Here is a 26495-nt window from a genome sequence, read left to right as displayed (position 1 = left end):
ATTGCTTTGCTCATTGATTTTAATATTTAGTATCTTCATTTCATAAATTTATTCCAATGACAACAATGACACTTCAGGTACCTGATTTTTTAGAGGCTGATCATCAGGATACTGTTAGATTTATCGCAGCAAAGCTGTATGAATCAGGGAAATTATCTTTAGGACAATCTGCTGAAATAGCAGGGATGAAAAAATGGTACTTATCTGATATTCTCGTTCAGTATGATGTACATTATTTGGATCAGAGTCTATTAGAAGATCTTCGGTCGTTTCGTTAAAATGCAGGAGAGTAAGGTTGTCATTACTGATGCGAGGGAGGATAAATGATATTCAAATTCCTGATACGTAACCGTTCTGTTTTTCTCTATGGAATTTCTCTGGCTATTTTATTGCTGTTTATTAAATGGCTTGAATGGCGGCTGATAGTTATTGATTATACCATTGAGCTGTATGTCGGTGCCATTGCTGTAATTTTTACCGGGCTTGGCATTTGGCTGGCTAAAAAGCTAACCCAGCCCAGGACAAATACTTTAGTTATAGAAAAACAGGTTTTAGTTAAAACTGAGCATTTTGTGTTGAATGAAGCTGAAGTTACCCGTCTTCGCTTAAGCAAACGTGAGCTTGAGGTTCTGCAGTTAATGGCCGAAGGGCTGAGCAACCTCCAGATAGCAGACCGGTTATTTTTATCATTAGACACTATTAAAACTCATTCGTCTAAAATATTTGAGAAGCTCGAGGTACAAAGGCGTACGCAGGCTGTTGAAATGGCAAGGAAGCTGAACATCATATCCTGATACTTGGTAGTTTTTATTCAAATCACCCTAAAGTATGAGGGAAATATTGCGACGATAACCCAATTTTACAGCCGAACCTTTAAACAAATTAGTATGAAAAAAAATGTACTTGTGTACGGCCTCATATCAGGTATTTGTGTGGCTACCTTCATGTCTTTCTCTGTAGCATACTGTTACTCTAAAAACTCCTTTGATGGTAGCATGCTCCTGGGGTATACAGCTATGCTGCTGTCATTCTCGCTCATATTTGTGGGTGTTAAAAATTACCGTGACCAGCAAAGTAACGGGGTTATCAGCTTTGGCAATGCTTTTTTAATGTCTTTTTACATGGCTCTTATTGCTTCAACTTTATACGTCATTGGATGGATGATCGCTTACTACAATTTCTTTCCTGATTTTATAGAAAAACTGGCATCTTATCAATTGAGCCCGGCCAGGGTCAGCCATATGACTCCGGCCGAAGTTTCTGGTATCTCTGAGCAAATGGAAACTTTTAAAAGGTGGTATGCAACCCCAATTGGAGTTGCAGGAGCCACCTATATGGAAATATTACCTGTGGGACTTGTTGTATCATTGATTACCGCCCTGATCCTGAAGCGGAAGACGCCAATAGTGTAGCTTTGCCGCCATCTGAAGAAACGAAAGCTAAAGCTTCATTCACCTGTTCAAACTGAAAGTCCTTTCCGCTTTTAAATTTAAAATGGGGCATGTGAATTATTTTGCTGATCTCCTCTAAAGCTAATGCCAGCTGATCATGGTCCTGAACTGTTGCGGTGTTGAAATTACTGAAGCCTTTAATGGTGATTCCTTTGATCAGGATACCAGTATGAAAAGCTACGGGTATATTTCCGCCCAGAAAGCCATAAGCATAAATTGTACTTCCGGCAGGAACCACGTTTAATAACTCGCCAAGCAATGCACCGCCCACACCGTCAAAAACGGCAGTTGTTTTCAGTTCATTTGCAAGGGCCGCAAACTGCTGCTGGAAATCTTCAGTTCCCTGGATAAGTATATGCCTGGCGCCAAGTTCTTCGAGTTCCTTCCTGCCCTGTTCATTTCTGACAATCGCGATAACCGGCACATCAGCATGCTGACAAATACCTAGCATGGCTTTTCCGGTATCTGAATTACCGGCGGTAATCACTACGCCTTTGTGTCCTTCGTCGGTCAGTTGCTTCCATGCGCCATACGCTGTGATGATATTTACCAGCGATCCTGTGTAATCCAATGGATCTGCCTCATCCGGCAATATTGCACACTGGAGATAAGGCAGCTGTGCATACTCGCTCCAGGTCCCCACCACATTTTCGCTTTTCGTCAGTGAACGGTAAACGGTTACCTGCCTGCCAAGAAATTTATCGGGTACACCTTCACCCAGCTGGATAACTTCCCCAACACCCGACACGCCTGCAATGTTATGGAGGCTTTGTGTGAAAAAACCCGGGGGGTAATTGCCACTGATCAGGAACTTATCTCCTGCGTTGATTCCCATCGCTTTCATTTTTATAATGACATGGCCGGAACTTGCCTCATCCGGTTGAGGTACTTCGTTTAAGGCTACTTTTCCTTCACCTGTTATGATTATAGCTTTCATCTTTATTTTGATTTTTTATTGAAAACAAAATTACCTTTGTACATACCTTATATCAAGTACCTACCTAAAAGTGTGTATATGGCCAAAGTAAAAGAGAGTTCTACAAATCAGATGAACAAAAGATTGGTGACCACCAAATGCCCGGTCACATTTATTGCTTATAAGATGGGTAACCGCTGGAAGCCTCTTGTGATCAGACAACTATTTTCTGGGACAATGAGATATGGCGAATTGAAAAAGGCTGTTCCCGCTGTAAGCGAAAAAATGTTTATTCAAACGTTAAAAGAATTGGAGGCCGACGGTATTATCTGCCGGAAGGCAATGTCCGTGGTTCCGCCCCATGTTGAATACAGCTTAACTGAAAGCGGACAGGATTTAGAGCCGGTGATCGCTGAAATGGTCAAGTGGTCGTTAAAATATAATGTGTGATAAAAACTCAACCGTTATGATGAACCCTGCAGCAATTGATAACTTTTATAAACAGTATGTTGACCAGGCAGTAGTATCTCAAAACGATTTCCCCGGGCACTTTAATCTGTTATCCTGGGAAAATCTGCAAAAGGACCAGACAGCATGTGAACGCCTGCAGAGAAAGCCCTTTTACAAAATTGCGCTGCTGTGCGGCGAAGCTATATACAGCGTAAACAATAAAGAAATCCCGGTGTCTGGACCTACCATCATTTTTACACAACCCAGGTTACGCACCGGATTTAAAACTGACGACGAACATTTCAGGGCTATATTTTTGGTGTTTAGTGAAAGCTTTTTTAAGGGCGCCAGCCGGGCATCGCTCACAGACCTGCCGATCTTTAGAAAAAGAGATCTTCAGATACAATCCTTAACCAAGACCGAATATGAGGAAATACGGCTCATTTTTGATCAGCTGAATCTGGAATTCACATCCGGTTATACCTTTAAAGAACACCTGGTCAGAAACAGGGTGTCGGACATTATTCATTACATACAAAAATTAGACAATGAGCTATTGACGGCCGTTACCGAACAAAACCGGGGCATTGAAGAGCTTTTCATAACAGCCCTGGAGGATGCTTTTCAGGATCTGAACATTCACCATGTATTAAAAGACAAGTCCCCCGCATATTTTGCAAATATTTTAGGGATTTCTGTAGATCAGCTGAACAGAAATCTGAAACGAACGACAGGAAAAACTACATTAGCAATCATCCATGAACGGCTGCTGGAAGAGGCCAATGTACTTATAAAACACACGGACTACAGTGTGAAGGAAATTGCCTGGTGCCTTCACTTCCAGGAAGCTTCCCATTTTCAGAATTTTTATAAAAAGCATACTGGAATTACTCCTTTGGAGCATCGGACAGCGTAGTTTTTTTGCAATTCTTCGTCGCCTTTTTGCAGTTATCACATCGCCTTACTTAGCTAATATTGCCTAACAATTTATAATGATCAGGCAATGGAAAATTCATTTTTAGTAATAGGTACAGGTGAGGTTGGCCTCGCGATGTTAAACAGTCTTTATGATCACCAGGAAAAACATAACCTGCAGTTAAAGATCGGGGTATTGGTGCAACCGGTATCAAGTAACGCTGACGCAATCCGCGCCAAAACAAGGTTTAACGGAATTAGCATAGAGGCAGTAGACCTGGTGCGCGATGGTATTGAAACCCTGGCCGCAACATTCCGGAGGTATGATACCGTGATTTGTTGCAGCGGCTTTTCTGTCGGTGCCGGTATGCAGGTAAAGATCACGCAGGCAGTATTAGCAGCTGGCGTCAGAAAATATATCCCCTGGCAATTTGGAGCCGATTACGACCGGATCGGCAGGGGCAGTGCCCAACCTGTATTTGATGAACAGTTAGAAGTCAGGGACATGCTCAGGTCGCAGCAAAAAACATATTGGGTTATCGTTTCAACCGGAATGATCACCAGCTTTCTGTTTCGTGAAGATTTTGGGGTTATTAGTTTGAAAGACAGAACTGTACGGGCGCTGGGCGACTGGCGGCACTCCCTTACATTAACCTCCTGTGAGGATATCGGCGCGCTGACGGCGGCCATTCTGTTTCATCAGCCTGAAATACTGGATGAAGTGGTATTTGTGGCGGGAGATACTGTTTCTTTTGAAGAGATTGGCAAGCTGATGGATTTATTGTTTGGTGGTGAATTTGAAAAGATATTATGGGATGTTCCGCACCTGCAGCAAAAACTGGAAGAAGAGCCACATGATGTTTTTAACCGGTACCGGCTGGTGTTTACCCATCCGGGCGTAACATGGTCTATGGAAGAAACTTTTAATTACCAGCATAAGATCCCTACTGTTGGGCTTTCGCAATGGGCGAAGCAAAATCTTTCAGGCACTATCGCATAATTCGGGATCTGTCCGATAGCTGAAGAATTCCTTCTTCGGCTATCGGACAGATCCCATTTTAAACAATCCCTCCTCCATGTTAATTGAAGGTTTGCCTGAACTCCAGCGGGGAAACAGCGGTTTTCTTCTTGAACAGTTTATTGAATGACTGCGGATATTCAAAACCCAGCTGATAGGCAATTTCGGCCACGGTAAGCGTGGTTAATGAAAGGTATTCCTTGGCCTTTTCGATGATTTTTTCCTGAATATGCTGCTGGGCACTCTGGCCGGTAAGTGAACGTAAGAGGTCGCTGAGGTAGTGTGGAGATATATTAAGCTGACTTGCCAGCAATTCAACTGATGGGGGGCCGTTTTGCAGGGCCTTTTCATCTTCAAAATATTCATTCAGCAGCGTTTCCATTTTGCTGAGCACATCATGGTTTACGGCTTTCCGGGTAAGGAACTGTCTTTCGTAAAACCTGTTGCAGTAGTTCAGCAGCAGATCAATCTGAGAAAGGATAATATCCTGGGTATGCCGGTCTATATGCTGGTATTCTTCATCAATTTTCTGAAAGATCTCTGCAATATAATTTTCCTCCCTGTCTGAAAGATGCAGGGCTTCATTGATAGCATAGGAAAAAAATCCATAGTTTTTGATCGTGGCAGCCAGCGGGTGTTTATGCAGAAAATCAGGATGGATCAGCAATGCGTAGCCAGATACGGGGTTAAGTATGTCAATTTGGTCTGCATCCAGTGACATCACCTGTTTAGGAGCAATGAAAGTCATTACTCCTTTGTTGTAGTCGTAGTATTGCTGGCCATATCTTGTTTTCCCCGACATATTCTTCTTCAGCGAGATGCAATAGAAATTTAAGGAATAGTGTTGCCATATCGGGTCATCCGTAAAACGTATATCTGAAATACGGATCACACTTACCAGTGGATGTAATGGCTCCGGTAAAGAAACCAAACGGTGTTTTTCTGATATGGAATCGATAATCTTCATTTGATTTAATTTTGCCACAAAAATCTAGCCCAGAATCTGCGCTCTGATCTCTTTCCTGAATTCTTCGCTGCCTATTTCAAGCCGGTGCGCATACATCGCCTCTGCATCTTTACCTGCCAGATACCTGATCTGGTCTTTGCCGTCAGTTGCTGCTTCGTACACTATTTCGGCAATCTGTCCGGCAGTGGCCGCTTCGTCCATCATTCCGTCTACACTGGAGAATAATTTGTCTTCAATTTCCCGGTATGCGGGATGTGAACTTTTGTCGAGCGATCTCCCCAGGAAATCAGTTGCAAAGGCTCCCGGTGCAATCGTTTTGATACCAATATTGTGTACCCCCAATTCAAAAGACATGCCTTCTGACCATCCTTCTACCGCAAATTTTGCAGCATGATAAATTGAGTGTAACGGAAATCCGAACAGTCCGCCCATGGAAGTCGTGCTGATAAATAAACCGCCTTTATTTTCCCTGAAATGCGGGATAAATGCTTTGGTAACACGGATCACCCCCAAAAGATTAGTGTTGATCTGACGCAGGATCTGCTCGTCGCTGAGTGCTTCCATTGCTCCCATTAACCCATATCCTGCGTTGTTGAAAACTACGTCAACTTTATGCAGCCCGGTGGCCTGCGCTGCCGCTGCGGTGATTTGTTCCAAACTGGTCACATCAAGCGGAAGGACCGTCACGTTTTCCAGCTGGTTGAGTTCTGTTTCCTTTTCAGGATTTCGCATCGTAGCGATTACATTCCAGCCTTTCGACTGGAATAATTTAGCCGTGGCTTTGCCAAGGCCAGCTGATGCGCCTGTGATAAAAATTGTCTTTGCCATTTCTTTGAACTTTATCAGACAAAGTAGAGGCTAATCGCGGAATCCTTTGTTTCCAGATTGGACTTAACTGTATCCAAATAGGGGGCATGTGAATTTTCTGCATCTGCCTCTGGGATGAACATACTAACTCATTTATGCTTAGAGTATTTAGACTAATTACAAATAATTTTGTTTTACAATCTAAATTGGCTTTACTTTGCGCCGAAAATTTTATTAATTAAACTTAACGGGCTGATGCAAAAAATTCTACTCTCTATCATTTTACTCATATTTATCAACATGCAGGTGTCTGCCCAGGATTCGGGAAGAATCAGGGGAAGGGTGACTACCTCTGACGGAACCGTTGCTGACGGTGTTAGCGTAAAGCTAAAAGGTACAACCTATGGTGCGGTAACTGACGAAGATGGTAATTACACCATTCACAAAGTACCGGCGGGAAACTATGTTATTGTGGTATCCGCCGTTGGCCTTTATCCTAAGGAAAAACAGGTAAGCGTGACTAAAGGAACTGTGATCGCAGATTTCTCACTGAATGAGAACCTCTCGCAGTTAAATGACGTACAGATCTCTACCAATAAAAAATACAAGGTAGAAAATGTATCCTCTTCATTGCGTTTGCAAACAAAATTACTGGAACTTCCTCAGAATATCAGAGTGGTTACCAGCCAGGTAATGGCAGACCAGATGGTTTTCGACGTAGTTGACGGAGTAACCAGGAACGTGAGTGGTGCCGTAAGGGTTGGGCACTGGGATGCACAGTATGCCAACATCTTTATGCGTGGTTTCTCTATTCCTGCATTCCGTAACGGGATGAACCTGAAAACCCCATGGGGCCCGCTTGCAGATGATGCTGCTACAGTAGACCGCATTGAATTTGTAAAAGGCCCATCAGGCTTTATGATGGCCAATGGCGAGCCGGGCGGTATCTATAACATCGTTACAAAAAAACCTACAGGAACGAACAAAAGCTCTGTGAGCATGAGTGCAGGTGGATTTAATCTTGCACGTGCAGCCGTAGACCTGGATACTAAATTATCCAAAGATGGTAAATTGCTGTTCCGCTTAAATGTTGCGGCACAAACTAAAGGCAGTTTTAACAAGTACAATTACAACGACAAATATGTAATTGCCCCGGTAATCAGTTACCAGATAGACAGCATGACCAAATTCACTGCTGAATATACGCACCAGCATGTTGAGGCGCTGGCATTAGGAAACTACGGGTTCTCTCCAAAAGGATTTGGTGATACTGATCCGAGTTTCTTTTTGGGAGACCCCGCTGTAGATCCAAGTATCCTGAACGACCATAACGTTACGCTCTATTTAAATCATAAACTGAATAAAGACTGGACTTTTAATGCGCAGGTGGCTTACCTCAATTATGGCTTGAAAGGCAGTTCAATCTGGCTGACTTCTCTTGCCGCCAATGGCGATATGAAAAGAAACATGAATATCAGTGAAGAGCTTGCAATCAACAAAAACGCACAGTTTTCACTGCAGGGACAGGTTGTTACCGGTCCTGTGATTCACCGAATTTTAGGCGGACTGGACATGGGAAACCTCAAAACATGGGGAGACTTTGGAAGTTCAGGAACAGCAGATCTTAAACTGGCCGGGACTACAGTGTTTAATATTTACAATCCTGTATATGGTATTCCTTTTGCTAATCTTCCTTTTCTGGACAGGTCTAGAAGTATTAAGGAACGTTCAGGTTCTAATACCTACGCAACCAACACAACTTACACTGGTGCATATTTACAGGATGAACTTCGCTTCCTGGAAGAAAAACTGCGTTTAACTTTAGCGGGCAGGTTTACACATGCTACAACAGTAGGTAAAACCAATGCAGCGCAGATGTCTGACAATGCCTTTACTCCAAGAGTAGGTTTAAGTTATTCGATCACCAGTACCTTCTCGGCATATAGTTTATACGATCAGGCCTTCATTCCCCAGTCGCAGGCTTCAAGATCTGCAACTAATCAGATTTTTAAACCTGTTACAGGAAATAATATTGAACTGGGCTTGAAAAAAGACTGGTTTGACGGAAAATGGAATTCGACCTTCGCTATTTACCAGATCACCAAGAAAAATATGCTGACAGCAGATCCGGCTTATCCGCTGGGAGATATCAATAACTTCCAGGTGCAGTTGGGTGAAGTAAAATCAAAAGGTATTGAGTTTGACCTGGTAGGCGAGGTGGCTAAAGGTTTAGACCTGACATTGAACTATGCCTATACAGATCCAAAAGTTACCAATGACGAGAATAAAAACCCTGCAACTAACCTCGAAGGTACTTACCTTGCCAATGCTGCAAAACACATTACTAACGGATGGTTATCCTATAGGTTCAGAGATACCAACTCTATCCTGAACGGATTCGGGCTTTCAGGAGGGTACCAGGTGCAGGCAGACCGTTATGCAGGATCAGGACAAACCCAGTTGAAATTACCGGTATATATCCGCTTTGATGCTGGTGTATCCTATGCAAAAGGTAAATTCAGCCTTTCTGCACTGATGAACAACCTTCTTGACAGAAGATTGATCACACAGGGTTCTTATACAAAACTGGCAGCTGAAACACCAACATCGGTTTCTTATTACACCTACATTTACGAAGTGCCAAGAAACGTAAGGCTTACTGCCAAATACAATTTCTAACAGAACATATTTATGAGTGAAGAGGGTGTATCAATGATCACCCTCTTTCTTGTTTTTAGCGGTGTCTTCTGACAGAAGTATTCTTCAATTTAATTCTAAAAAAGCCAATGATACAGCCCCCTTTATGTTATACAGCTTTACTGCTGAACCATTCCAAAAGGCTGTTCACCATATCTGTAAAAAATACGTGATAGGTGTCTTCAGTGACAAAGCCGATATGCGGTGTAGCAAGTACGTTGCTTAGCTTCCTGAAGGGGTGATCCGCATCCAGGGGCTCCTTGTCGAAAACATCCAGCGCTGCTCCTGCAATTCTCTTTTCTGTGAGCGCTTTTATCAGTGCTTCCTCATCCACAAGCGGTCCCCGCGAAGTGTTGATCAGATAGGCCGTTGGCTTCATCAGGTCCAGATCTCCGGCAGCAACAATTCCCCTGCTGCGGTCGCTCAGTACCATCAGTATGGTCAGGTAATCTGACTCCCTGAACAGCGTTTCTTTATCAACATATTTTACACCGGCGGCAGCGGCTTTCTCTTCTGTGAGATTCTGGCTCCAGGCGATCACATTCATATCAAAAACTTTTGCAACTCCGGCAATTTTTGAACCCAGATTCCCCAAGCCAAGGATACCCAATGTTTTCCCCTTCAGGTCGCCACCAACCATCTGCTGCCATCCGCCAGCCCTGAAGTTCGCATTCTCCTGCGGAATATGTTTGGCAATCGCCATTAATAATGCCCAGGTCAGTTCCAGGGCACCATGGTCCCTGTACCCGGTGTTAATTATCTCGATACCAATCTCCCCGGCTGCTTTAGTATCAATAGAGGCATTGCGAAAACCTGTAGAAACGATGAGTTTGAGATTGCTGAGTTTACTGAGTATTTCAGCGGGTAAGGGTGTACGTTCCCTCATTACACAAACGATATCGAAAGGCAGTAATCTGCTGATCACCTGTTCAGGTTCATGAAGGTGATCAGAGAATATTTCAACGTCTGCATATTCCGATACGGGTGTCCAATCAGCATAAGAGAGGGCGACATTCTGGTAGTCATCAAGTACAGCAATTTTGTAGCGTGTCATAAGTTAAATTTTATAGCGGGAATTATTAAATCTGGGAGCATTCTGCAGAGATCAGCAATGTAGAAGTAATCAGGCTGACCAGCAATTCGTTTGCATATTCCGGCGCTGCACTGATCGCTTTCCACTCTGCATCTTCAAGAAAATCTGACCATTTGGTATCCTTATCTGAAAGACTGTCAAAGCTTACCATATATGTTAAGTTTGGCCTGTCTGGCCCGATGATGGTTTCTCCCCAGAAAACCGGATCAAACTGAAGGCGTTTAAAAATGTCGATTTCGCCCTGGTCGTTGAACATTTCTATTTTCTTTTTGCCTGCTGCTTCGCTGGCACTTTGATACTGGCGCAATTCAAAGATGGCCTTCTTATCGGCCGGGGCCATCAGATGAGGGAAGTTTTTTAAGCCTTTCATGAATGAACTTTCTATTCTTTCATAGGCGGGCGCATTTGCAGGCGCATTCAAATAGGCTATTGCTGATTCCTGAAAAACCGTGTCATTATCCATTGCTGTGCTGACTTCGGAGAGATGTTCGGGGCTGTGGTAAGGTAGGAGCACGTATAACTTTCCGGGCAGGCTGAGTTCAAGGTCGTTAAACACGCCTACAGGATTTACCCCAAGGGTGTTTAGTACTGGAATAGCCAGACTGTAAAAATCTTCGATCAGCGCCTGCTGCTCCTCACTTTTAAAGCTGTAAATCCGCAGTTCAAACCAGGATTCTGCGGTAAGCTCTTTGACAGTTGATGTGTCCATATTTAAAGATTCATTTTCCATTAATCGGTATGATTTTTAGCTTTATGGGTGAAGAATTAGATTTCAACTACCATTTTACCATTGTTCTGACCTTCAAAAAGGCCGATAAAGGCTTCAGGAATCTGGTCAAATCCCTTGATGATGGTTTCTGACTGGCTGAGTTTGCCCTCTTTAAACCAGGTCGTCAATTGCTGTACGCCTGCAGGCAGCAGATCCGCGAAATCCGACAGCAGGAAACCGGTCATTGTAGCACTGTTCACCACCAGTCGCCATTCTACCCTTGGCGCGAGCGCAGGTTCGTCCTCATTATACAGGGCGATCGCACCACATACAATTATCCTGGCTTTGTAAGTGAGGTTGGCATATACCGCATCAGATACCTCTCCTCCAACATTATCAAAATAAATATTAACGCCCTCCGGACAAAGCTTTTCGATCTCGGCCGCCAGATTTTTGGTTGTTTTATAGTTGATACCTTCATCATATTGATACTTCGATTTCAGTGTTTCAATCTTTGCATCAGAACCTGCCAGTCCAATCACTCTGCATCCCATGATTTTGGCGATTTGTCCTACAACATTACCTACCGCACCGGCAGCGCCGGAAACTACCACAGTCTGTCCGGCCTTTGGAAGTCCGATTTCTTTTAGTCCTATATAAGCTGTCAGGCCGGTTGCGCCTAAAACACCGAGATATGCACTTAGACTGGCTGCCTCGGGATCAATTTTTGTTAAACCCTCTCCGGTAGATGTCTGGTATTCCTTCCATGGCAGATAGCCGACAAAAAAATCTCCCTCTTTGATTTTGTCGTTCAGTGAGCGGACCACCTCCACAACCAGCGCAGAAGTTATAGGTTCCCCCAACTGGAAAGGTGCGACATATGATTTTACATCTCTCATCCTTCCGCGCAGGTAAGGGTCCACGGATACAAAACGGGTCTTTAGCAGGACTTCCCCAGCTTTTGCAGAAGGCATTTCTTCCTCTACAAATTTAAAATCCGACACTTCAGGAACTCCTGCAGGCCTTTTATCTAACAAGATTACTTTATTCATAATATGATAGGTAATTCCATGTTTCAATCAACAATGGATAATAAGTTAATAACTTTTAAGGCAATTTGTTCAATAAAATTTACAGATGCAGCTTTCCGAACCAGTAACTGTAATAAGTTGACAGTTGCGTTACCTGGGCTCGCCACGCAGATATGCGGTAAATTCCTCAGGAAGCGATGATCATCTTATCATTTCGCTTTCAATTGATAAAAAATGTTATTTTTGATTTCTATTATGCCACACCCAGGTGAAATGACTCAATATTAGGAACGGAATGACTGGCTCTGGCATCACTTATGAGAAAATGACCGATGATGATCTCTTATTTCGTTTAAAAAACGATGATCATCTTGCTTTTACCGAGATATTCAACCGGTATAGCCAGCTATTGTACGCTCATGCCTATAATAAACTTCGGATTGAAAGTGATGCAAGGGATGTGCTGCAGGAGATGTTCATGAAATTCTGGGATAAGCGCAGTTCGCTGGAACAGGGAAATAACCTGGCGGGCTATCTCTTCATTGCGCTCAGAAATACAATTTTTAACCTGATCAAAAGCAGAAGCAGGGTTAGTGCCTATGCTGAAACGTTTACCCAGGTAAACGCAGACAGCGGTATCTATACAGATACACTCATCCGTGAAAAACAATTCTCTGCAATGATCGAAGCGGAGATCGCCAACCTCCCGCCAAGGATGAGGGCCGTATTTGAACTGCGCAGGAAAGAACATCTTTCAAATAAAGAGGTGGCTGCCCGTTTGGGTATTACCGAGTCTACGAGTGCAGACCAGATGAAAAAAGCTGTACGGATCCTGAAAAATAAGATTGGACTGGTTTGGTTTGTGCTATATTATCTCAATATAAAATAAATATTAAATTCATATCCCCAATCCTCTTTCTGTGATTGTATTACATATATCAACCCTATGATATAAGTAATGGAAGAAGAAAAATTCAGACAGTTGTTAGACAGGTATATAGCCGGTGAAGCTTCGGAAGAGGAGCAAGCCTGGCTGGAATCTGCCTATGTGAACTGGAACAGCAAGGACGCTCCCCGGCTGTCGGATTCCTTTTTGGAAAAGGGTACCGGGGAAGTTTGGGAAGTAGTAGCCAGGCATGCATTGGTTTCCCAGAATAATACCCATTTAGAGCCAGATGTTAATTCCGCACATCAACTAATAAATCCGAATCGGTACGAGCGCAGGAAGCTTACAAGATTGCTTCCCCTGATTTCTGCTGCCGCCCTGGTCGTCATATCATTATCTGGCATTTTGATATACAGGCAAAGCCACCCGTCATCTGATCTGACCAACCTTCCTGCAAGTGCAGACCTTAAACCGGGGAAGGACAAAGCCGTGCTGATACTGGCCAATGGACAAAAAATCAATCTTGATCAAACCAACAGCGGACATCTCGCTGATCAGACAGGTGTGTCAATTTCCAAAACTGCAGACGGACAAATCGTTTATTCCGTTCCTGAACAGGAAAACATCAGCGCTGAAACGGAATACAATACCGTGCTTACGCCCGCAGGCGGGCAATATCTGGTTAACCTGCCTGATGGCACCAAAGTTTGGCTGAACGCCGCATCCTCATTAACTTTTCCAACATCAGTTGCTTCGGTACGTACCGTAAAACTGAGCGGTGAGGCTTATTTTGAAGTGAGCAAAATTACTGACGAGGGTAAAAGGATACCTTTTATTGTAGAAAGCGCGCATCAGAAAATCGAAGTGCTGGGTACACATTTCAACGTGAATGCGTACGACAATGAGACATCCGCTAAAACAACTTTACTGGAGGGCAGCGTGAAAATAAATGATCATACCGTGCTGAAACCCGGTGAGCAGGCAAGAGTTCAGGGCGGATCAGTAAAGGTTACAGCAGTAAACGCAGAGGATTATACCGACTGGCAGCGCGGGGATTTTATTCTGGAACATAACGATTTCAGATCCATCATGAGAAAGATTGCCCGCTGGTATGATGTGGAGGTGATTTATGCCGAAGATGCGCCGGAAAAGCTAAACCTTGGAGGATGGATATCCAGATCTAAAAATATATCGTCCATTCTGGAAGTAATGGAGAAAACAGGAAAAGTTCACTTTAAGATAGAGGGAAGGAGGGTCACGGTAACCAAATAAACAAAATATCGTGGTCTTTGGAAAAAGACCAGAAGTGCTCGAACACCTCTGGTCAACGGATTCTAAAGCCACAAATCATTCGCAGACTATTCAACTTTAAACCCTAACAAATGTACAAATTTTACCCAAACAATCCGGGTAGGCGCTCTCGCCCTGTCCGACAAATTTTGCTGATCATGCGTATCACTACGTTTCTATTATTGGCCGCAATGATGCAGGTAAGTGCAACCACACTGGCCCAGCAAATTACTATTAACCGTAAAAACGCAAATCTTACCGAAGTGTTTAAAACCATCAGGTTACAAACAGGCTATGATTTTGTGTACGACCAGGATCTGATATCCAAAGCCACACCGGTTAATATCAATGTTAACAATGCAGAACTCAATGATGTTTTAAAAAATTGTCTGGCTAATCAGTCTCTTACTTATACCATACAAAATAAGACTGTGATCATTCAGGAAAAAGGCTTTCTGGATAAGGTTAAAGGCTTTTTTGCTACGATTACCGTTAATGGCGTGGTGCTGGACGAAAACGGTCAGCCTTTGCCGGGAGTGAGCATCAAGGTAAAAGGGACTACCCGCTACACCCTAAGCGGGAATAATGGAAAATTTTATATCGCTACCAGTGATGAGTTCCCGGTTTTGGTGATCTCTTATCTGGGTTATAAAACACTTGAAATCACAGGTATTCCTACTTTAACCGTAAATATGGTTCCCGATCCCGCAAAGCTTGACGAGGTGCAGGTAATTGGTTATGGTACCGTTACGCGCCGTTTAAACACGGGCTCGCAGGTGGGCATCTCTGCAAAACAAATAGAAGATCAGCCGGTTACCAACGCATTACAGGCCCTTTCCGGCCGCATGGCTGGAGTAACCATCACTCAATCCAATGGTTTGCCCGGTGCAGGAATTACCGTACAGATCAGAGGAGTAAATTCAATCGGTGAAAATGGAATTAAACCCAACCGTCCCTTTTATCTTATTGATGGGGTACCTTATTTGTCTGAGCCGATCAACTCAGCAACTTACAGTGTAACCTCTGCGTCCAACAGCAGGCTACCCTCGGCTGAAGGAACAACAAGTCCGTTAAACTCTATCAACCCTTCGGATATCGAAAGCATTGAGGTTTTAAAAGATGCCGATGCAACTTCTATCTATGGTTCAAGAGGTGCCAATGGCGTAGTGCTGATTACCACAAAAAAGGGTAGGCCGGGAAGAACAAAATTCAGTGTAAATGCGTCTTCAGGGATTTCTGAGGTGTCACACTTTGTAGAGATGGTAGGAACACAGCAGTACCTGGCGCTGAGGGCAAAAGCTTTCGCCAATAATACTACTAATCCGGCAGTGCCGACGGCCACTTCTGCGCCGGATCTGCTGGTCTGGGACCAGAACGGGTATACCGACTTCCAGCGGATGTTCCTTGGCAGTACGGCAAAAACCAATGATGTAAATGCCAGCATGTCTGGTGGCGATACACAAACAAACTTTTTCCTGAGCGGAACGTACCATAAAGAGGGTAATATTTTTCCGGGGAACCAGGGATACCAGCGTGGGGGCGGAAAGTTTAACTTAAACCATTCTTCATTCGATCAGCGCTTTAACCTGGCATTGTCTGCCATATATTCTACAGATAAAAATAACATCGCGAGTACAGACCTCGCCACCTGGGCCTATATTCTTCCTCCCAATTTTCCGCTGTACACCTCAACCGGTGCGTTAAACTGGGATGGCTTTGTAAGTAATCCGCTGGGTTATTTGAATCAAAGCAATGATAACCGTACCTCCAACCTGCTCACCAACCTGAATTTAAAATATAACCTGCTGAAAGGACTTGATATCAAAACAAACCTGGGCTACAGCAAAACTGATATGACACAAACTGTAGCCAGGCCGCTGTCTTCATTAAACCCCAGTCTTTATTCAGGATATACTGCCGGTACAGCATCTTACGTATATAACTATACCAATAATACGATCATAGAACCACAGATTACTTATACCAGCAAAATCTGGAAAGGTACTTTGAATGCGCTGGCCGGTGGATCTTACCAGTACAAACAGTCCAGGATGCCTTACAATATCAGTGCATCGGGTTTTACCTCTGACGACTTCCTGAAAACCGTGACTGCGGCGAGTGTAGTTTCTACTTCAAGCGGATCTGTCGACTATAAATATGCGTCTCTGTTTGGCCGTGTAAACTATAACCTGCAGGATAAATATGTTGTAAACCTGAATTTCAGGAGGGATGGATCTTCAAGGTTTGGCCCTAATAACAAGTTTGGTAATTTCGGATCTGCCGGTGCTGCCTGGATTTTCTCCGAAGAGAAAGCGCTGAAAGATAAGTTCAGCTGGTTTAGCTTTGGTAAGCTGCGTGGCAGTTACGGTATTGTAGGTAGTGATGAGATTGATAACTACGGTTATCTGGATACATATGCTGCTTCTACCTATGTGTATGGCGGCTCTACAGGATTAAATCCCACGCGTTTGCCCAATCCCGATTATAAATGGGAAGAAACCAAAAAACTGGATATAGGTTTGGATCTTGCCTTTTTTAAAGACCGTCTTTCCTTGAGTGGAGGATATTACCGTAACAGGACAAGCAATCAGCTGGTTACGCTTACCACAAGTTCCCAGGCCGGTTTTACCGGATATCTGAGCAACCTGCCGGCAACGGTTCAGAACTCGGGATGGGAACTGTCTCTGACGAGCACGAATATCAAAAACAAAATCTTTAGCTGGACCTCCTCTTTCAACATCAGTCAAAACCGTAATAAGCTTTTGTCATTTCCCGATATCGAGAAATCATCTTATTATGCAACCTATATTGTGGGCAACCCGATCAGTTCCTACTACCTCTACCAGTATGCAGGTATTAATCCGGCTACCAACTTGCCATCCTTTACAGACTTTAACAACTCTGGAACCGTCAATACAGGTTTCGCCGCCACGGGCAGGGGAGACCGCTATTATGCCGGAACTTCTTACCCTAAATATTATGGTGGTTTAACCAATACACTGAATTATAAAAGTGTTACCCTTGATTTTACTTTCCAGTTTGTGAAACAGATGGGCAGAAGCCTCCTGGCTTCTTCTAACTATCCTCCGGGATATTTTAGCAATGCCGCAGCAAGTGTAGTAAATGAGTACCTGGCTTTGGGCTCTCAGGATTATCTGGTTTCTGCAGGTACACGCGGTACTGCGGGTGCAGCCTCTTATACGGCATATTCTAATTATACTGCCTCCGATGCTTCTCTGGTAGATGCCTCTTTTATCAGGCTCAAAAACGTAAACCTGTCTTATACCTTACCTGCTAAATGGCTGGGAAAAAACAGCGGACAAACTTTAAGGATTTATACCCAGGCCCAGAACCTGTTTACGATCACAAAGTATAAAGGCTTTGATCCGGAATCACAGAGTATCGCTACTCCTCCATTACGTACCATAACCGGTGGTTTTCAATTTACTTTTTAACGTTAATCAAATGTCAAAATCGATATATCATATCATAGCCGGCCTGCTGGCATTCACCATAATAATCAGTTCGGGATGTGAAAAAACAGTGGATATTGATCCGCCGCTGAACCAGGTAACTACCAACCTGGTATTTGCATCCGATAAACTAGCCACGGCGGCAAGATCCGGTATGTTCAGTTCTTTAGCTGCAACAGCTACCCAGTCGCAAAATCTCACTACATACAGTTCTCTCCAGGCCGATGATCTGCTGTACATCGCAACAACTGCCGCTTTACAGGAGTTTAATAACAATTCCTACACTGCCCTGAGCACTTCACAGGCTTCCATATTTTCAGACTGGTATGCAGAGATCTATCGTGCAAATGCAATTATAGAAGGTTTGCAAAATACCTCCGGTACTACAGAATCACTGAGAAAGCAATATATTGCCGAAGCCAAACTTGTACGTGCCTACTGCTATTTTCACATGGTAAATACTTTTGGAGAAGTTCCCCTGGTACTGGTTACAGATCCTGCTATCAGTGCATTTTTACCCAAAACAACCACCGCTGCTATTTATGCACAGATGATCACAGATCTGACGGATGCGAAAGCAAACCTGGGCGCTGTATATCCGGGCGTAACTACTGCCTCGTCTAACGACCGTACGCTGGTGAATAAATTTGTTGCGACAGCTTTGCTGGCCAGGGTATACCTGTTTAGCGGCAATTATGCTGCTGCAGAATCCAATGCCTCAGAGGTTATTGCATCTACCCTGTATAGTTTGGTTCCCAGAACTGCGATGGCTACCGGGGTATTTGTAAGGGACAATACAGAATGTATCTGGGAGATGTCTCCGCCTTTGCTGAACACCAACCAGTATACCGTTGAGGCATCAGTGTTCATTCCAAGTTCACTTACCAGTGTGACTACGTTTAACTACCGTTTGGACCCCAGATTTGCAGCACTGTTCGCGTCTACAGATCTCCGCAGGACCAACTGGATGAGCAATGTTACTTTATCCGGCACCACGTACATCCTTCCATTCAAATATAAATACCGTACACAGCCTCTGGCCGCAGCAGCAGGGATCAGCGAATCTCAAATTGTAATGCGCCTTGCTGAGCAGTACCTGATCCGTGCCGAAGCAAGGGCCAGAACAGGCACCAACCTCTCTGGTGCACTCACAGATCTGAATGCGATACAAACACGGGCTGCGGCTGCCTTAACTACTTCTACCGATGCAACAACATTATTGACTGCCATCGCACTGGAAAACCGTAAGGAATTTTTCTGCGAGCAGGCTTACCGCTGGTATAATTTAAAACGTACCGGAGAGGCTGATGCGGTATTGGGTGCCTTAAAAACAAGTTACACGCCTAAATCCAAACTCCTGCCTATACCACAGGCAGCAATTGATGCAAACTACAATCTAACTCAAAATCCAGGTTATTAAATAACAACATGAACAACAAAAACCAATCTAAGGTCAGGTATTTTTACCTGGCCCTGGCCATCGGCTTGCTCGGCACAACCTCACAGTCCTGCAGTGTCTTCAGAGAAGAGAAAAAAGCGCCGGCTAAAACAACTGCTGCTACGGCTGCTGCTGCGGCGGCAAAAACCAAGGCAGATTCACTTAAAAACCCAATCAAACCTTATAAAGATGTGGTTACAGCAAAAGCAGTAACACAAAAGGGATTGTTCACAGTGCATAAAGTAGCAGACCGTTACCTGTTTGAAATAGGAGACAGCCTGCTTAATAAAGACATCCTGACAGTGCTGAGGTTAAGTAAATCTACACCCGGCGCAGGAAACTTTGGCGGAGAAGAAGTTGCAGAACATACCGTGTACTGGGAGAAAGGGCCAAATGATAAGCTCTTTTTAAAGGTTTCTACGCTGGTGAGCATAGCTGATTCTGCAGATATGATTTCCAGGGCAGTGGCGAGCTCTAACCTTAACCCGATTATCGCAGCATTTCCTGTGAAGGCTAAATCCAGGGATTCTGCCGGTGTGGTGATCGATGTAACTGATTTCCTGCTGGCTGAAAATAACCTGATGTCGTTTGAGCCTGCTGATAAGAAATCTTATTCTCTGGGTGCGCAGGCGGCCGACAGGTCTTACATTGAAAGCGTAAAGAGTTTTCCGATCAATACGGAAATTAAAACGATCAGAACATATTCGGCTGTTCCTTCCGGAGGTCCCGGAGGTGGTTTACCTGCAGCCACGCAGTCGGGCACGGTTACGCTGGGTATGAATACGTCGTTTATCTTATTGCCGGCAAAGCCGATGCGCAAACGTTATTTTGACGCCCGTGTTGGATTTTTCGCAAGCAGCTATTATAAATTTGCTGATGCCCAGCAAAAAGTAGAGCAGGAAGCATTTATCCACCGCTGGAGGTTAGAGCCAAAGGATGAGGATATGGACAAGTTCAGAAGAGGTGAACTGGTAGAGCCTAAAAAGCAGATCGTGTATTATATCGATCCGGCAACGCCGAAACAATGGCGCCCCTTCCTGATCGCCGGGGTGAACGACTGGCAAAAGGCTTTTGAACAGGCTGGTTTTAAGAACGCCATTGTAGGTAAAGAGTGGCCGGAACAGGATACCACGATGAGCCTTGATGATGCACGTTTCTCTGTGATCCGTTATTTTGCTTCGCCCACGCAAAATGCTTACGGGCCCAATATCGCTGATCCGCGCACAGGTGAAATTATGGAGAGCCATATCGGATGGTACCACAACGTAATGAAGCTGGTGCACAGGTGGTACATGATCCAGTGCGGTGCTGTTGATCCAAGGGCCCGCAAAAATAAATTTGATGACGAGCTGATGGGCCAGCTGATCAGGTTTGTATCCTCACACGAAATCGGGCATACGCTGGGCCTGCGCCATAATATGGGTGCCAGCAGCACTGTGCCGGTAGAAAAATTGCGGGATAAGGCCTGGGTAGAAGCACACGGCCATACACCATCGATCATGGATTATGCAAGATTTAATTATGTAGCACAGCCAGAGGATCATATCTCTGAGAAAGGATTGTTCCCACGTATCAATGATTATGATAAATGGGCCATACAATGGGGATATAAGCCTGTTTTAGATGCAGCTGATGCCAAAGCAGAGAAAAAGATTTTGAATAAACTAACGATCGACAGCCTGGCTTCAAACAAAAGACTTTGGTTTGGCGGCGAGGGCAGGGATTACGATCCGCGTTCACAGGCCGAAGACCTGGGCGATGATGCAATCAGGGCCAGCCAGTATGGGATCAAAAATTTAAAGCGGATTGTTCCGCAGCTGATCAACTGGACGAGAGAAGATGGTGAGGACTATACAGAACTAAAGGAAATGTACAATGAAGCTGTAGGGCAGTACTCCCGATATGCTTTCCACGTGCTTAAAAACCTGGGCGGTGTAATGGTAACGCCAAAAACTTATGAGCAATCTGGTGCAATCTATAAACCTGTAAGCCTGGCGAAGCAGAAAGAAGCGATCAGATATTTCAATGAGGAGATCTTTGCTACTCCAAAATGGCTGCTGGATCCGCAGATTTTAAACAAAATAGAACCGGGTTTTGGTTCCAATGCGGTGGAAAAACTGCAGCAGGAAGTGGTGGCCTCAGTAACATCACAAAGCCGCCTGTACCGTATGATGGTGAACCAGCGCGACTATGGCAAAGGGGCCTACTCACCACAACAATGGCTGAACGACCTCAAAAGTGGTATTTTCACTGAGCTGAAAACAGGAAAACCTATCGATTCATACCGCAGGACGATGCAGAAAATGTATGTGGGCAGTATCATTACCATGTACAACAAGCGGTTTGCGTTACAGGGATCCCTGGATAACATTCTGGCAGGGGTTACCCCAACAGAAATCCTGCTGTACTCTAATGTGAAGCCACTTGCTTTACAGCATCTGAAAGATCTGCGTACGGATATCAGTGCTGCAATTGCAAAGACCTCAGATCAGGACAGCAAAATGCACCTGGTTTATCTGAAGCAGATGCTGAATAAGATCCTGACAGAGTCACCTATCCCGGGATTAAATTACTAACAAAGGTTATTGAAAAAGAGAGATTTTACCGATGAACAATAAGCATAAGTTTTTAGTAGTTTTTAGTGTATGCTTCGTGTTATTTGCTGATTTATATGCGCAGAAACCTGCGCATATAACAGCAGATATTGCCGGACTGAATACGGGCACAGTAACGTTTTCTTATGAACTAAATGATGCTGTATACAAAGATTCTGTTAGGGCAGATCATGGAATGATATCAAAAGATATCCGCATTCCGGAATCGGTACTCTGTACGCTTTCCAACTCCATAAACCAGCAAATACGGATATTCCTGCTGGATCAAAGCAGTATTCAGATCAGCGGAGCACTCAGCAGGTTTTATGAACTCAAGGTTTCAGGTGCCGGGGAAAATGATTTATTAACGCAATACAAAGCCTCTTTATATTCTTTTCCAGGTACAAGGCCAAAACCAACGGGCAATACAGAAAATGATAAGAGAACGCGCAGTGTATTTGCCGCGCGGCAAGGCTTATTCAGAGACAGTGTTCTAGCCCGCTTTGTTGCAGCTTATCCAGCACATGTTGCTTCTGCAATTGCTGTTTATGAGCTGTATGTTACCTATCCGGACAGGGACAAAGCTGATCAGGGGTATAAGACGCTCAGCCCTGCTGTTCAACAAAGCAATTATGGTAAAATGATCAAAACCTTTATTGACGCCAGTATAAATACAGATCCGGGGGCCCTTGCGGCTAATTTTTCCCTGGCAGATAAGAATGGTAGACTTTGTTCCCTGGCCGCTTTCAAGGGCAAATATGTGCTGATTGATTTTTGGGCAAGCTGGTGCGTGCCCTGCAGAAAAGAAAACCCCAACCTGATCAAAGCTTATCAGGCTTATCAAAATAAAGGATTTACAATTGTTGGCCTGTCTATGGACAGTTCCAAAGAAAACTGGTTAACGGCAGTAGACCAGGATAAACTTCCCTGGCTGCAATTAAATGATCCGAAATCTACCACCGGGAAAGTGGCTAATATCTATGGCGTAAAAAGCCTGCCTGCAAACTTTCTCGTTGGCCCGGACGGTAAGATCATTGCAAAAAATCTCCGCGGAGAGGCAGTACAGAAGAAATTAAAAGCGCTTATTCATTAGGTTTAAGAACAGTTAATAGTTAAAACGCAGATGGTGGATGCCTCTGCGTTTTTCAATTTAATTATACTGAAGACAAGATGATCAGGTATAGTTTTACCGTCTTGGACTGCCGAAAAGTGTTTTCCTTAGCAGCATCATTCCGTTGGTCAGCCTGTGTCTTTTGGTAACCACAGGGAGACTTAAAACAGCGAGAAGAGCAATGGCCGATGCTGTACCTACCGCTCCGCCGTATCCGTTAAAGAACCTGCTGGTATTGATATAAATCAGGCAGAAGATCAGTCCTGCGGTTCCTATCAGAAGATAATTTGATAATACCCGTGAGGAAACCATTCCAATAAAAGAACCACCAATAAATACTATGGGTATGTTTTTTACCAGAAAGCTGTTCATCAGATGCGGAAAAAAATAAAAGAAGAGCCCAACGGCCAGTGACAGCATTGCAGATGAACGCACCGGGCCATATTTCAGGTGTTCGTTTGCATAAAATGTAGTAACCGAACTCACAAAGCTTACAGCAAAAAGAATGGCTAAGTTATACATAGGATGAGATCAGGAAATATAAAAATGAAGTAATCGCCACGCCTGCAAATGCGAGTGTGCCCAGCTTTCCGCCCACACCGGCAAAAAGATTCTTGGATATGATAAGCAGGATGGCTGTAAAGATACTGGCGGTGGTGATAAACAAAAAGTTTGGTGCCACACCAGCGCTGGACATACCGATAAATGCGCCGCAATATATTGCAGCGGGGAGTTGCTGCAGGTAATGCGATTGCTTTCTGAGGTTCGGAATGAAGGAGGCCGCGCTTCCGGTAATGGCGGCAGACAGTACCGGGCCAAGTTTCAGAAAATGGTTCAGGTAAAAGGTGACAAAGGCACCAGCGGGTATCCAGAGTGCTACCAGGACGTGTTCGTAAGCATGGTCTTTATGGTGGATTTCTCCACGTAAATGGGTGATCAGCACCAGAATAGAGAGAATGATCATCGAAGCTACGATTCCCAGTGAATGGGTATTCTCTTTCAGGATCTCTGAGATAAAGACGACCTGGATAATTAGCAGGAAGAATATAAAAATGGTTCTTATCGTTTTGTGCCTGTTCATTGCCTGCAGCTTTTGCGCAAAGATAATGCAACGGTTTAATATCAGGGTACAGATGATTGTTGTGGCAATGTGATAAAACAAAAAAGCCGGAAAATATTTGAGTATTTTCCGGCCTGATAGTTTAGTTTTTATTTCTTTGCAACGCGGTAAAATTTGCCGCTGTCTGTTACTGCATATAACGCACCATCTTTACCAACTGCGAGGGCACGGAAACGTTCGTTTTCAGATCTGAGCAATCGCTCTTCGCCCACTACTTTATTATTTTTGATCACCAGCCGCACAATGTGCATACTGCTGAGCCCACCAACAAAGAGATTCCCTTTCCACTCAGGGATCACATTGCTGTTATAAAACACGATTCCTGAAGGCGAAACTACCGGGTCCCAATAATAAACAGGCTGCTGTACACCTTCTTTTTGCTGGATACCATCACCTACTTTTTCGCCGCTGTACTCAAGGCCGTAGGTTACCACCGGCCAGCCGTAGTTTTTGCCGGGGCGGATAATATTGATTTCATCTCCTCCGCGTGGGCCAAATTCTGATTCCCATAGCTCGCCGGTGACAGGGTTCATTGCCAAACCTTCAGGACTGCGCAGTCCGTAGGCATAAATTTCGGGCCTTGCATTTGGTGTGTTTGCGAAAGGGCCGCCGGGAACAGGCTTTCCTGTTTTGGTAATATGGATCACCTTGCCGATCGCGGCATCAAGTGCCTGTGCTTTCATGCGGATGTCAGCTCCTGAACGTTCACCTGTAGTTACAAACAGGTTCCCGGATTTATCAAAAACAATGCGCGACCCAAACTGAAGTGCTCCTTTGTAGGCTGGGGTAGCACGGTAGATCACCTGGATGTTTTCTATTTTACTTTCATCGGCAGATAATTTTCCTTTGGCAATCGCCAGCAGCGTGCCTCCTGCGGTTTGCTCAGAATAATCCCAGTAGATCATTTTATTCGTAGCAAACTGCGGATCAATGTTTACATCCAGCAGCCCGCCTTGTCCGTCGGTTACTACTGCCGGTAAGCCTGTGATGGTCTTTACTGTTTTTCCGGCAGCGGTTACGATACACATCGTGCCCATTTTTTGGGTAATCAGGAAACGTCCGTCGGGCAGGGTACAGATTGCCCAGGGGTGCTCTAACGTTTTACTAATGAGAGAAACGGATAGAGGTGTTTTTGTTTTTACCCCTCCAATCCGGGTTTGTCCGGCAAAAGCAGGCTTGTATTTTGTATTTGCTGCCTGTGTTTCTACAGGTGGCAGCGATTTGTTTTGCGCATAACTGCTGAGGGCAAATACCGAGGCCAGTAATGTGGCACAAATAGCCGGAGCTTTATTATAGGTAGATCGGATCATAGTAATTAATTTTTTTACACCTAAATCTACAGTTTTTTCATCAGTTTGTTTTTCAATTGTGCTGAAGCTTGTGTAAGATATTAATTACCATACATCAAGGGCATACTAAGTGCTGATGAGTAATTTTGGAGATATAAAAATATAGATATTATGGAATTAGGCATAGGTATGTTTGGTGATTTATCTTTTGATCCGGCAACCGGAAAACCAAGAGAAGCAAAACTAAAGCTGCAGGAAATTCTGGAGCAGATAAAACTGGCCGATGAGGTTGGGCTTGATGTTTTTGGCCTGGGTGAACATCACAGACCGGATTATGCGGTTTCCAGTCCTGAGATTGTGCTCGCCGCTGCAGCAAGCATTACCAAAAATATAAAATTGGCCAGCACAGTAACGGTTTTGAGCTCAGCAGAACCTGTAAAGGTATACCAGGATTTTTCTACGATCGACCTGATTTCTAACGGCCGTGCAGAAATTGCTGTTGGCCGCGGTAGTTTTATTGAATCTTTTCCATTATTTGGATATAACCTGAAAGATTACAACCAGTTATTTGAAGAAAAACTGGACCTGTTACTGAATATCAATAACAATGAAGTGGTAAACTGGAAAGGCAGCCTGCGTGCCCCGCTGATCAACCAGACCGTATTGCCAAGGGCTACAAACAATGGGAAACTGCCGATCTGGATTGCAGTAGGCGGAACCCCGGAATCTGTTTTACGTGCAGCGAAATTGGGTTTGCCGCTGGTGCTTGCGATTATTGGCGGGAGGCCGGAGCAGTTTCAGCCTTTGGTTGAGTATTATAAAGATGAATATGTGAGACATGGCCATGATGTGAATGAGATGCAGATTGGTATACATTCCCATAGCTTTGTGAGCAACGACAAGACGGTGATAGACGACTACTATTTGAATTATGCTTCGCAGATGGACCGCGTAGGCTCATCCCGTGGCTGGCCTCCATATACCAAAATGCAGTATAACGGCGGCCGTTCAAAAGACGGTGCATTGTTTATCGGCAATGCTGCCGAGGTAACAGATAAGATCTTGTATATGCACGAATTGTTTGGCATTACCCGTTTTATCGGGCATATGGATGTGGGTGATCCTTCACATGCCAATATGATGAAATCTATCGATGTGTTTGGCAAAGAAATTGCACCGGCGGTGAGGAAAGCCCTTCATTAGAACGGGAGGTTTTTTACATAAAAAGCATATCTTCGTT

At 44.2% G+C, this 26495-nt stretch carries 23 protein-coding genes; 14 read left to right on the top strand and 9 right to left on the bottom strand.

The genetic code is table 11. The annotated features are described in order from the left end of the window. The first annotated feature begins 56 nt into the window (after positions 1 to 56). From FN831_RS02590 to FN831_RS02580, 3 genes are all read left to right on the top strand, one after another. Entirely contained in the window at positions 57 to 278 is a 222-nt protein-coding gene (locus FN831_RS02590; protein ID WP_142526623.1) for a UPF0175 family protein, read from the top strand. A gap of 45 nt (positions 279 to 323) precedes the next feature. Continuing rightward, positions 324 to 794 carry a response regulator transcription factor gene (locus FN831_RS02585; RefSeq protein ID WP_142526622.1) on the top strand — a complete coding sequence of 157 codons (471 nt, stop codon included), beginning with the start codon at positions 324 to 326 and terminating at the stop codon, positions 792 to 794. 93 nt (positions 795 to 887) lie between these two features. Continuing rightward, entirely contained in the window at positions 888 to 1412 is a 525-nt protein-coding gene (locus tag FN831_RS02580) for a DUF4199 domain-containing protein (RefSeq protein WP_142526621.1), read from the top strand. Here FN831_RS02580 and FN831_RS02575 read toward each other — a convergent pair. Then, entirely contained in the window at positions 1372 to 2388 is a 1017-nt protein-coding gene (locus FN831_RS02575; RefSeq protein WP_142526620.1) for a zinc-binding dehydrogenase, read from the bottom strand. The genes FN831_RS02580 and FN831_RS02575 overlap by 41 nt on opposite strands. A 78-nt stretch (positions 2389 to 2466) precedes the next feature. Between FN831_RS02575 and FN831_RS02570 the strand changes: the two genes are divergently transcribed. From FN831_RS02570 to FN831_RS02560, 3 genes are all read left to right on the top strand, one after another. Then, complete coding sequence (locus FN831_RS02570) at positions 2467 to 2817, top strand: winged helix-turn-helix transcriptional regulator (RefSeq protein ID WP_142526619.1); 351 nt, start codon at positions 2467 to 2469, stop codon at positions 2815 to 2817. 16 nt (positions 2818 to 2833) lie between these two features. Next, positions 2834 to 3733, top strand: a complete 900-nt coding sequence (locus FN831_RS02565; protein ID WP_185960358.1) for a helix-turn-helix domain-containing protein — start codon at positions 2834 to 2836, stop codon at positions 3731 to 3733. 87 nt (positions 3734 to 3820) lie between these two features. Then, positions 3821 to 4732 carry an aromatic alcohol reductase gene (locus tag FN831_RS02560; RefSeq protein WP_142526617.1) on the top strand — a complete coding sequence of 304 codons (912 nt, stop codon included), beginning with the start codon at positions 3821 to 3823 and terminating at the stop codon, positions 4730 to 4732. Between the two features lie 79 nt (positions 4733 to 4811). Here the strand turns inward: FN831_RS02560 and FN831_RS02555 are convergent, their stop codons facing one another. Continuing rightward, a complete protein-coding gene (locus FN831_RS02555; protein ID WP_142526616.1) occupies positions 4812 to 5717 on the bottom strand; it encodes a helix-turn-helix domain-containing protein in 906 nt (301 codons plus the stop codon). A 24-nt stretch (positions 5718 to 5741) separates the two neighbouring features. Beyond that, complete coding sequence (locus FN831_RS02550) at positions 5742 to 6545, bottom strand: SDR family oxidoreductase (RefSeq protein WP_142526615.1); 804 nt, start codon at positions 6543 to 6545, stop codon at positions 5742 to 5744. Between the two features lie 234 nt (positions 6546 to 6779). Here FN831_RS02550 and FN831_RS02545 point away from each other — a divergent pair, with 234 nt between their 5' ends. After that, positions 6780 to 9203, top strand: a complete 2424-nt coding sequence (locus FN831_RS02545) for a TonB-dependent receptor (RefSeq protein WP_142526614.1) — start codon at positions 6780 to 6782, stop codon at positions 9201 to 9203. 127 nt (positions 9204 to 9330) lie between these two features. On the opposite strand, the gene FN831_RS02540 is transcribed toward FN831_RS02545, so the two are convergent. From FN831_RS02540 to FN831_RS02530, 3 genes are read right to left on the bottom strand one after another with little or no spacing between them, the layout of a single operon-like run. Continuing rightward, entirely contained in the window at positions 9331 to 10275 is a 945-nt protein-coding gene (locus FN831_RS02540) for a D-2-hydroxyacid dehydrogenase family protein (RefSeq protein WP_142526613.1), read from the bottom strand. Between the two features lie 25 nt (positions 10276 to 10300). After that, complete coding sequence (locus tag FN831_RS02535) at positions 10301 to 11044, bottom strand: NIPSNAP family protein (RefSeq protein WP_142526612.1); 744 nt, start codon at positions 11042 to 11044, stop codon at positions 10301 to 10303. A 35-nt stretch (positions 11045 to 11079) separates the two neighbouring features. Next, positions 11080 to 12075, bottom strand: a complete 996-nt coding sequence (locus FN831_RS02530; protein WP_142526611.1) for an NADP-dependent oxidoreductase — start codon at positions 12073 to 12075, stop codon at positions 11080 to 11082. Positions 12076 to 12349: 274 nt separating this feature from the next. On the opposite strand from FN831_RS02530, the gene FN831_RS02525 reads away from it, so the two are divergent. From FN831_RS02525 to FN831_RS02500, 6 genes are all read left to right on the top strand, one after another. Next, the gene (locus FN831_RS02525) at positions 12350 to 12943 is read left to right on the top strand and encodes an RNA polymerase sigma factor (protein WP_142526610.1); all 594 of its coding nucleotides are present in this window, start codon (positions 12350 to 12352) and stop codon (positions 12941 to 12943) included. Positions 12944 to 13012: 69 nt separating this feature from the next. Then, positions 13013 to 14212: a FecR family protein gene (locus FN831_RS02520; RefSeq protein WP_142526609.1), complete on the top strand. Its 1200-nt coding sequence runs from the start codon at positions 13013 to 13015 to the stop codon at positions 14210 to 14212. Between the two features lie 176 nt (positions 14213 to 14388). Continuing rightward, positions 14389 to 17685 (top strand): SusC/RagA family TonB-linked outer membrane protein, encoded by a 3297-nt coding sequence (locus tag FN831_RS02515; RefSeq protein WP_185960356.1) that lies wholly within the window; start codon positions 14389 to 14391, stop codon positions 17683 to 17685. A gap of 10 nt (positions 17686 to 17695) precedes the next feature. Continuing rightward, on the top strand, positions 17696 to 19123 hold the full coding sequence (locus tag FN831_RS02510; protein ID WP_142526607.1) for a RagB/SusD family nutrient uptake outer membrane protein: 1428 nt from the start codon (positions 17696 to 17698) through the stop codon (positions 19121 to 19123). Positions 19124 to 19131: 8 nt separating this feature from the next. Next, entirely contained in the window at positions 19132 to 21717 is a 2586-nt protein-coding gene (locus FN831_RS02505; RefSeq protein WP_142526606.1) for a zinc-dependent metalloprotease, read from the top strand. A 31-nt stretch (positions 21718 to 21748) separates the two neighbouring features. After that, the gene (locus FN831_RS02500; protein WP_142526605.1) at positions 21749 to 22828 is read left to right on the top strand and encodes a TlpA family protein disulfide reductase; all 1080 of its coding nucleotides are present in this window, start codon (positions 21749 to 21751) and stop codon (positions 22826 to 22828) included. A 93-nt stretch (positions 22829 to 22921) separates the two neighbouring features. On the opposite strand, the gene FN831_RS02495 is transcribed toward FN831_RS02500, so the two are convergent. From FN831_RS02495 to FN831_RS02485, 3 genes are all read right to left on the bottom strand, one after another. Then, positions 22922 to 23368 (bottom strand): SRR1 family protein, encoded by a 447-nt coding sequence (locus FN831_RS02495; RefSeq protein ID WP_142526604.1) that lies wholly within the window; start codon positions 23366 to 23368, stop codon positions 22922 to 22924. Then, complete coding sequence (locus tag FN831_RS02490; protein ID WP_142526603.1) at positions 23361 to 23927, bottom strand: hypothetical protein; 567 nt, start codon at positions 23925 to 23927, stop codon at positions 23361 to 23363. The genes FN831_RS02495 and FN831_RS02490 overlap by 8 nt, the downstream gene beginning before the upstream one ends. A 128-nt stretch (positions 23928 to 24055) precedes the next feature. Beyond that, a complete protein-coding gene (locus FN831_RS02485; RefSeq protein WP_142526602.1) occupies positions 24056 to 25276 on the bottom strand; it encodes a PQQ-dependent sugar dehydrogenase in 1221 nt (406 codons plus the stop codon). Between the two features lie 150 nt (positions 25277 to 25426). Between FN831_RS02485 and FN831_RS02480 the strand changes: the two genes are divergently transcribed. Further along, the gene (locus tag FN831_RS02480) at positions 25427 to 26458 is read left to right on the top strand and encodes an Atu2307/SP_0267 family LLM class monooxygenase (protein WP_142526601.1); all 1032 of its coding nucleotides are present in this window, start codon (positions 25427 to 25429) and stop codon (positions 26456 to 26458) included. Positions 26459 to 26495 lie beyond the last annotated feature (37 nt).

Source organism: Pedobacter westerhofensis (genome assembly GCF_900182595.1).
GTDB classification, from domain to species: Bacteria; Bacteroidota; Bacteroidia; order Sphingobacteriales; family Sphingobacteriaceae; genus Pedobacter; species Pedobacter westerhofensis.
This window is presented reverse-complemented; position numbering and strand designations above follow the sequence as displayed.

Excerpts from the sequence above, each read along its gene's own strand:
- FN831_RS02525 (WP_142526610.1), top strand. The coding sequence starts at position 12,350 with ATGACTGGCTCTGGCATCACTTATGAGAAAATGACCGATGATGATCTC.
- FN831_RS02485 (WP_142526602.1), bottom strand. The coding sequence starts at position 25,276 with ATGATCCGATCTACCTATAATAAAGCTCCGGCTATTTGTGCCACATTA.
- FN831_RS02555 (WP_142526616.1), bottom strand. The coding sequence starts at position 5,717 with ATGAAGATTATCGATTCCATATCAGAAAAACACCGTTTGGTTTCTTTA.
- FN831_RS02585 (WP_142526622.1), top strand. The coding sequence starts at position 324 with ATGATATTCAAATTCCTGATACGTAACCGTTCTGTTTTTCTCTATGGA.
- FN831_RS02510 (WP_142526607.1), top strand. The coding sequence starts at position 17,696 with ATGTCAAAATCGATATATCATATCATAGCCGGCCTGCTGGCATTCACC.
- FN831_RS02590 (WP_142526623.1), top strand. The coding sequence starts at position 57 with ATGACAACAATGACACTTCAGGTACCTGATTTTTTAGAGGCTGATCAT.
- FN831_RS02560 (WP_142526617.1), top strand. The coding sequence starts at position 3,821 with ATGGAAAATTCATTTTTAGTAATAGGTACAGGTGAGGTTGGCCTCGCG.
- FN831_RS02530 (WP_142526611.1), bottom strand. The coding sequence starts at position 12,075 with ATGAATAAAGTAATCTTGTTAGATAAAAGGCCTGCAGGAGTTCCTGAA.
- FN831_RS02545 (WP_142526614.1), top strand. The coding sequence starts at position 6,780 with ATGCAAAAAATTCTACTCTCTATCATTTTACTCATATTTATCAACATG.
- FN831_RS02515 (WP_185960356.1), top strand. The coding sequence starts at position 14,389 with ATGCGTATCACTACGTTTCTATTATTGGCCGCAATGATGCAGGTAAGT.
- FN831_RS02575 (WP_142526620.1), bottom strand. The coding sequence starts at position 2,388 with ATGAAAGCTATAATCATAACAGGTGAAGGAAAAGTAGCCTTAAACGAA.
- FN831_RS02570 (WP_142526619.1), top strand. The coding sequence starts at position 2,467 with ATGGCCAAAGTAAAAGAGAGTTCTACAAATCAGATGAACAAAAGATTG.
- FN831_RS02565 (WP_185960358.1), top strand. The coding sequence starts at position 2,834 with ATGATGAACCCTGCAGCAATTGATAACTTTTATAAACAGTATGTTGAC.
- FN831_RS02480 (WP_142526601.1), top strand. The coding sequence starts at position 25,427 with ATGGAATTAGGCATAGGTATGTTTGGTGATTTATCTTTTGATCCGGCA.
- FN831_RS02520 (WP_142526609.1), top strand. The coding sequence starts at position 13,013 with ATGGAAGAAGAAAAATTCAGACAGTTGTTAGACAGGTATATAGCCGGT.
- FN831_RS02580 (WP_142526621.1), top strand. The coding sequence starts at position 888 with ATGAAAAAAAATGTACTTGTGTACGGCCTCATATCAGGTATTTGTGTG.
- FN831_RS02505 (WP_142526606.1), top strand. The coding sequence starts at position 19,132 with ATGAACAACAAAAACCAATCTAAGGTCAGGTATTTTTACCTGGCCCTG.
- FN831_RS02490 (WP_142526603.1), bottom strand. The coding sequence starts at position 23,927 with ATGAACAGGCACAAAACGATAAGAACCATTTTTATATTCTTCCTGCTA.
- FN831_RS02540 (WP_142526613.1), bottom strand. The coding sequence starts at position 10,275 with ATGACACGCTACAAAATTGCTGTACTTGATGACTACCAGAATGTCGCC.
- FN831_RS02550 (WP_142526615.1), bottom strand. The coding sequence starts at position 6,545 with ATGGCAAAGACAATTTTTATCACAGGCGCATCAGCTGGCCTTGGCAAA.
- FN831_RS02495 (WP_142526604.1), bottom strand. The coding sequence starts at position 23,368 with ATGTATAACTTAGCCATTCTTTTTGCTGTAAGCTTTGTGAGTTCGGTT.
- FN831_RS02500 (WP_142526605.1), top strand. The coding sequence starts at position 21,749 with ATGAACAATAAGCATAAGTTTTTAGTAGTTTTTAGTGTATGCTTCGTG.
- FN831_RS02535 (WP_142526612.1), bottom strand. The coding sequence starts at position 11,044 with ATGGAAAATGAATCTTTAAATATGGACACATCAACTGTCAAAGAGCTT.